Below are 4,962 nucleotides of genomic sequence, written 5' to 3'. Positions count from 1 at the left end.
TGTCCCCCCCGGGGGGCGACATCTTCCAGGGGGCGCCCCGCGCGGGGCGGCCTCGGGGGCTGCGGCGCCGCTCGTGGCGGTCCGCAGCCCCGAAGGCATGTCAGCTGATCAGGCCTTCGGGCTGGCGTCCTTGGGGACGCGCACGATCAGGGCGTCGCCCTGGCCGCCGCCGCCGCACAGCGCGGCCGCGCCGACCCCGCCGCCGCGCCGCTGGAGCTCCAGCGCCAGGTGCAGCACCACGCGGGCGCCGGACATCCCGATCGGGTGGCCGAGCGCGATCGCGCCGCCGTTGACGTTGACGATGTCCGAGGAGACGCCCAGGTCCTTGGTCGACTGGTGGGCGACGGCCGCGAACGCCTCGTTGATCTCGATCAGGTCGAGGTCGGAGACCTCCAGGCCCTCCTTGGCCAGCGCGTGCCTGATCGCGTTGGACGGCTGCGACTGCAGCGAGTTGTCCGGGCCCGCCACGTTGCCGTGCGCGCCGATCTCGGCGATCCAGCTCAGGCCCAGCTCCTCGGCCTTGGCCTTGCTCATCACGACCACCGCGGCGGCGCCGTCGGAGATCTGCGAGGAGGTGCCGGCCGTGATCGTGCCGTCCTTGGCGAACGCCGGACGCAGCTTGGCCAGGCCCTCGGCGGTGGTGTCCGCGCGGATGCCCTCGTCCTGGCCGAACAGCACCGGCTCGCCCTTGCGCTGCGGGATCGCGACCGGGGTGATCTCGGCGTCGAAGACGCCGTCGGCCTGCGCCTTGGCGGCCCGCTGGTGGGAGGCCGCGGCGATCTCGTCCTGCACCTCGCGGGCGATGCCCAGCCGGGTGTTGTGCTTCTCGGTGGACTCGCCCATGGGGATGTTCTCGTAGGCGTCGGTGAGGCCGTCGTGGGCCATCGAGTCGAGCATCCCGATCGCGCCGTACTTGTAGCCCTCGCGGGACTTCGGCAGCAGGTGCGGGGCGTTGGTCATCGACTCCTGGCCGCCGGCCACCACGACGTCGAACTCGCCGGCCCGGATCAGCTGGTCGGCCAGCGCGATGGCGTCCAGGCCGGAGAGGCAGACCTTGTTGATGGTGAGCGCCGGGACGCTCATCGGGATGCCGGCCCGGACGGCGGCCTGGCGGGCCGGGATCTGGCCGGCGCCGGCCTGCAGCACCTGGCCCATGATCACGTACTGGACCTGCTCACCCGTGATGCCGGCCCGCTCCAGCGCGGCCTTGATCGCGAAGCCGCCGAGGTCGGCACCGGAGAAGCCCTTGAGGGAACCGAGCAGGCGACCCATCGGGGTCCGCGCACCGGCAACGATCACAGAGGTGGTGTTGGTCATGGGACGAGCCCCTTCGCACGTCGTGGCCAGGTGAGGATGCGCTCAATGTACTGACCTGTTACCCGCCCGTCACCGGAGCGACGGTGTGATCGAGCGCACTGGCACCTTCCAGTCAACACCGTGTCAACGCGGCCCGGGTGAACCCCGGCGCCCGCCCCGGGTGAGCCCCCGGCGTGCGGCCCGGGGCAACCCCCGGCGTGTGAGCAGACTCGCACGTCCGGCGCTGGCGCCGGTCAGCAGCGATGCGCTGCACTGGTGCCACCTGGTTCCCGAGGTACCCAACCCGCCCCCGGAGGTCGCCGTGCTGACCCGTATCGACCACATCGGCATCGCCTGCCGCGACCTCGACAAGACGGTCGAGTTCTACCGCGCCACCTACGGCTTCGAGGTGTTCCACACCGAGGTCAACGAGGAGCAGGGCGTCCGCGAGGCCATGCTCAAGATCAACGACACCGGCGACGGCGGCGCCTCCTACCTCCAGCTGCTGGAGCCCACCCGGCCCGACTCGACCGTCGCCAAGTGGCTGGAGAAGAACGGCGAGGGCGTGCACCACATCGCCTTCGGCACCGCCGACGTGGACGGCGACGCCGAGGCCGTCCGGGCCAAGGGCGTGCGGGTCCTCTACGACCAGCCCCGGATCGGCTCGATGGGTTCGCGGATCACCTTCCTGCACCCCAAGGACTGCGGCGGCGTCCTGACCGAGCTGGTCACCTCCGCCGAACCGGGCCCCCACGACGCCCACTGACCCCCGCCAGGTGCCGCCCACGACCGGGCGGCACCCCCGAATCACCGGTCATGACCCGTCAGTAACCTCGTCCGACAGCCGGAAAACCACCACGCGGCCATTCCCCCGCAGTGCGCTCCCACTACAATGCCCAGGTGCGCGAAGGCTCCGGGGGACGGAGGCGACGGGCACGGCCGATGACAGGCCCGTCCACCCAGCGGTGGCCGGCCCGTCGCAGGGGAGTCCACAACGCGGGCACGGCTGAACAGTCGCAACACTGATCTGTCACCATTCTCCACAAGGCAAGAGTTCGCCCAGGAGTCCACCCGGACGGGGGAACGCGGCATCACCGCGCTTCCACGCCCAGGGCTCCGACGACCGCGGCGGGCGGCCCCGGCTTGACCGGCGGGCCGTCCACCGGCTGCGGATGCAAGGAGCCAGTCGGACCAGTACCCGGACAACGGGTGCCCTGGACCGGCCGGGTCGAGGACGCGACCAGGAGATGGATGGGACCGCGGAGTGCGGGGCAACGACCGCTACGAGGTTGACGATCACCTCTCCCAGTTCGAGGCCGAGATGGGTCGGACTCGAAAGGAGCGGGACAAGGCAGCCGAGCATGCCGAGGACCTCGCCTACCAGGTGGAGGTGCTCCGGGCCAAGCTGCACGAATCCCGCCGCATGCTCGCCCAACCGCGCGCCTTCGACGCCGTCTCCGGCCAGGCCGAGCAGATGCTCCGCACGGCCGAGATGCAGGCCCAGCAGCTGCGCGCCGACGCCGAGCGCCAGCTGCGCGACTCCCAGGCCGCCACCCAGCGGATCATGGCCGAGGCCGCCGAGCGCACCGCCCGACTGGAGGCCGAGCTCACCGCCCGCCGCCGCCAGCTGGAGGACGAGCTCACCGAGCTGCGCCGCACCGCCGAGCAGCACGTCAACGGCTGGGCCGAGCAGACCAGGACCGGCTCCGAGCAGGAGGCCCAGCGCCTGCTCCAGGACGCCCGCGTCGAGGCCGAGCGCATGGTCGCCGCCGCCCGCGCGGAGGCCGTCGCGCTCTCCGACCAGGCCCGCGCCCAGACCGCCGCCGACGTCGACGCCGCCCGCGGCGAGGCCCAGGCCGCCGCCGAGGCCGCCATCCAGCGGGCCCAGAGCGACGCCGAGCGCCTGCTGCGCGCCGCCTCCGAGCACGCCCAGCAGGCCGGCGCCCAGGCCGCCGCCGACGTCGACGCCGCCCGCGGCGAGGCCCAGCAGCAGCTGGCCGCCGCGCACGCCGCCGCCGAGCAGCAGCTCGCCGTCGCGAAGGGCGAGATCGGCCGGCTCAAGGAGCAGGCCTCCGCCGAGCAGATCCGGGCCGAGCAGCAGCTCGCCCACGCCCAGGCCGAGATAGAGCGGCTGCGTGCCGAGGCGATCGCCGAGGCCGAACGCACCCGCCGCGAGTCCGCCGAGCTGCGGGCCCAGGCCGAACAGGCCGCCGAACAGCTCCAGGCCGACGCCGAGGCCGCCGCCGAACGCAAGGCCGCCGACGGCGAGGCCGCCAACGAGCAGCGCTCGCAGACCGCCCGGGCCGAGGTCGCCCGGATGGTCGCCCACGCCACCAAGGAGGCCGAGGCGATCCGCGCCGAGGCCACCACCAGGCAGGCCGAGGCGGAGGCCGCCAAGGCCGCCGCCGCCGAGGAGAGCGAACGGCTGCGGGCCACCGCCGAATCGGTGGCCGGCGAGCTGCGCGCCGAGGCCGAGGCCGCGATCGCCGAACTGCGCGCCCAGGCCGACCGGGACGTCGCCGAACTGCGCGCCCACGCCGAGGCCGAGGCCCAGCGGCTGCGCCACGCGGCCGAGGAGGAGGGCCGGGCGACCGGCGCCAAGGACGCCACCGTCCAGCTCGCCAAGGCCGCCAAGACCGCCGAGGAGATGCTCGGCCAGGCCAACCAGGACGCCGAGACCGCCCGCACCGAGGCCGCCACCGAGGCCGAGCGGATCCGCACCGAGGCCGCCGCCGAGGCGCAGCGCCTGCGCGAGCAGGCCCAGGCCGCCGTCGAGCAGGCCCAGAACGCCGCCCTCGACGACGCCGCCGCGATCCGCGAGCGGATCGAGCAGATGCAGGACGAGGCGGCCCGGCTGCGGGCCGAGGCCGAGGAGCTGCGCGCCCAGGCCGCCGCCGAGGCCGACCGGGTGCGCGGCGAGGCCCGCCGCCAGGCCGTCGTGCAGATCGAGGAGTCGGCGAAGAACGCCGAGGAACTGCTCACCAGGGCCAAGGCCGACGCCGACGAGCTGCGCGCGGGCGCCGCCGGGGAGATCGAGCGGCTGCGCGCGCAGGCCCAGGAACAGGCCGCCGAGACCCAGGGCCGGGCCGAGCAGACCCTCGCCCGGGCCCGTAGCGAGGCCGAGAAGACCACCACCGCCGCCGAGCAGCAGGGCCAGGACGCCCTCGCCGCCGCCAAGGCCGCGGCCGCCGAGAACCGCGCCGCCGCCGAGCGCGAGACCGCCGAACTCCGCCGGGACGCGACCGAGTTCGACCAGCGGGTCCGGGCCGAGGCGAACGCCGCCGCGACCGCCCTCGGCACCGATGCGCAGGCCGAGGCGAACGCCGTCCGGGACGCCGCGGTGGCCGACGCCGAGCGCGTCCGCACCGAGGCCGACGCCGAGGCCGCCCGTACCCGCAGCGAGGCCGAGGCCGCCGCGAACGCGCTGCGCGAGGAGAGCCGGCGTGAGCACGAGGAGGCCGCCGCCGGGCTGCACCGCGAACGCGAGGAGACCGCCGAGCAGCTGGCCGCCGCCCAGGCCGCCCACGAGCAGGCCGAGCAGACCGCGACCGAGCTGCGGGCCCTCGCCGAACGCGAGAGCACCGAACTGCGCGAGCTCGCCGAGCGGGAGAGCGCCGAACTGCGCGAACTCGCCGAACGCGAGACCACCGAACAGCGCACCGCCGC

Annotated in this window: 2 protein-coding genes and 1 pseudogene; 2 read left to right on the top strand and 1 reads right to left on the bottom strand. The window is 74.6% G+C overall.

What is annotated here, in order from left to right:
• Positions 1-108: 108 nt before the first annotated feature.
• Positions 109-1,317, bottom strand: a complete 1,209-nt coding sequence (locus tag ACFV61_RS09670) for an acetyl-CoA C-acetyltransferase (protein WP_380490940.1) — start codon at positions 1,315-1,317, stop codon at positions 109-111.
• Positions 1,318-1,618: 301 nt separating this feature from the next.
• Here ACFV61_RS09670 and mce point away from each other — a divergent pair, with 301 nt between their 5' ends.
• Both mce and ACFV61_RS09660 read left to right on the top strand, forming a co-directional pair.
• Positions 1,619-2,062, top strand: coding sequence for a methylmalonyl-CoA epimerase (gene mce / locus ACFV61_RS09665; RefSeq protein ID WP_063347782.1), 444 nt, complete (start codon positions 1,619-1,621; stop codon positions 2,060-2,062).
• Between the two features lie 498 nt (positions 2,063-2,560).
• Positions 2,561-4,962 (top strand): annotated as a pseudogene (locus tag ACFV61_RS09660) (hypothetical protein); the annotation flags it as partial.

It is taken from the genome of Kitasatospora sp. NPDC059817 (assembly GCF_042731835.1).
Taxonomy (GTDB): domain Bacteria; phylum Actinomycetota; class Actinomycetes; order Streptomycetales; family Streptomycetaceae; genus Kitasatospora.
This window is presented reverse-complemented; position numbering and strand designations above follow the sequence as displayed.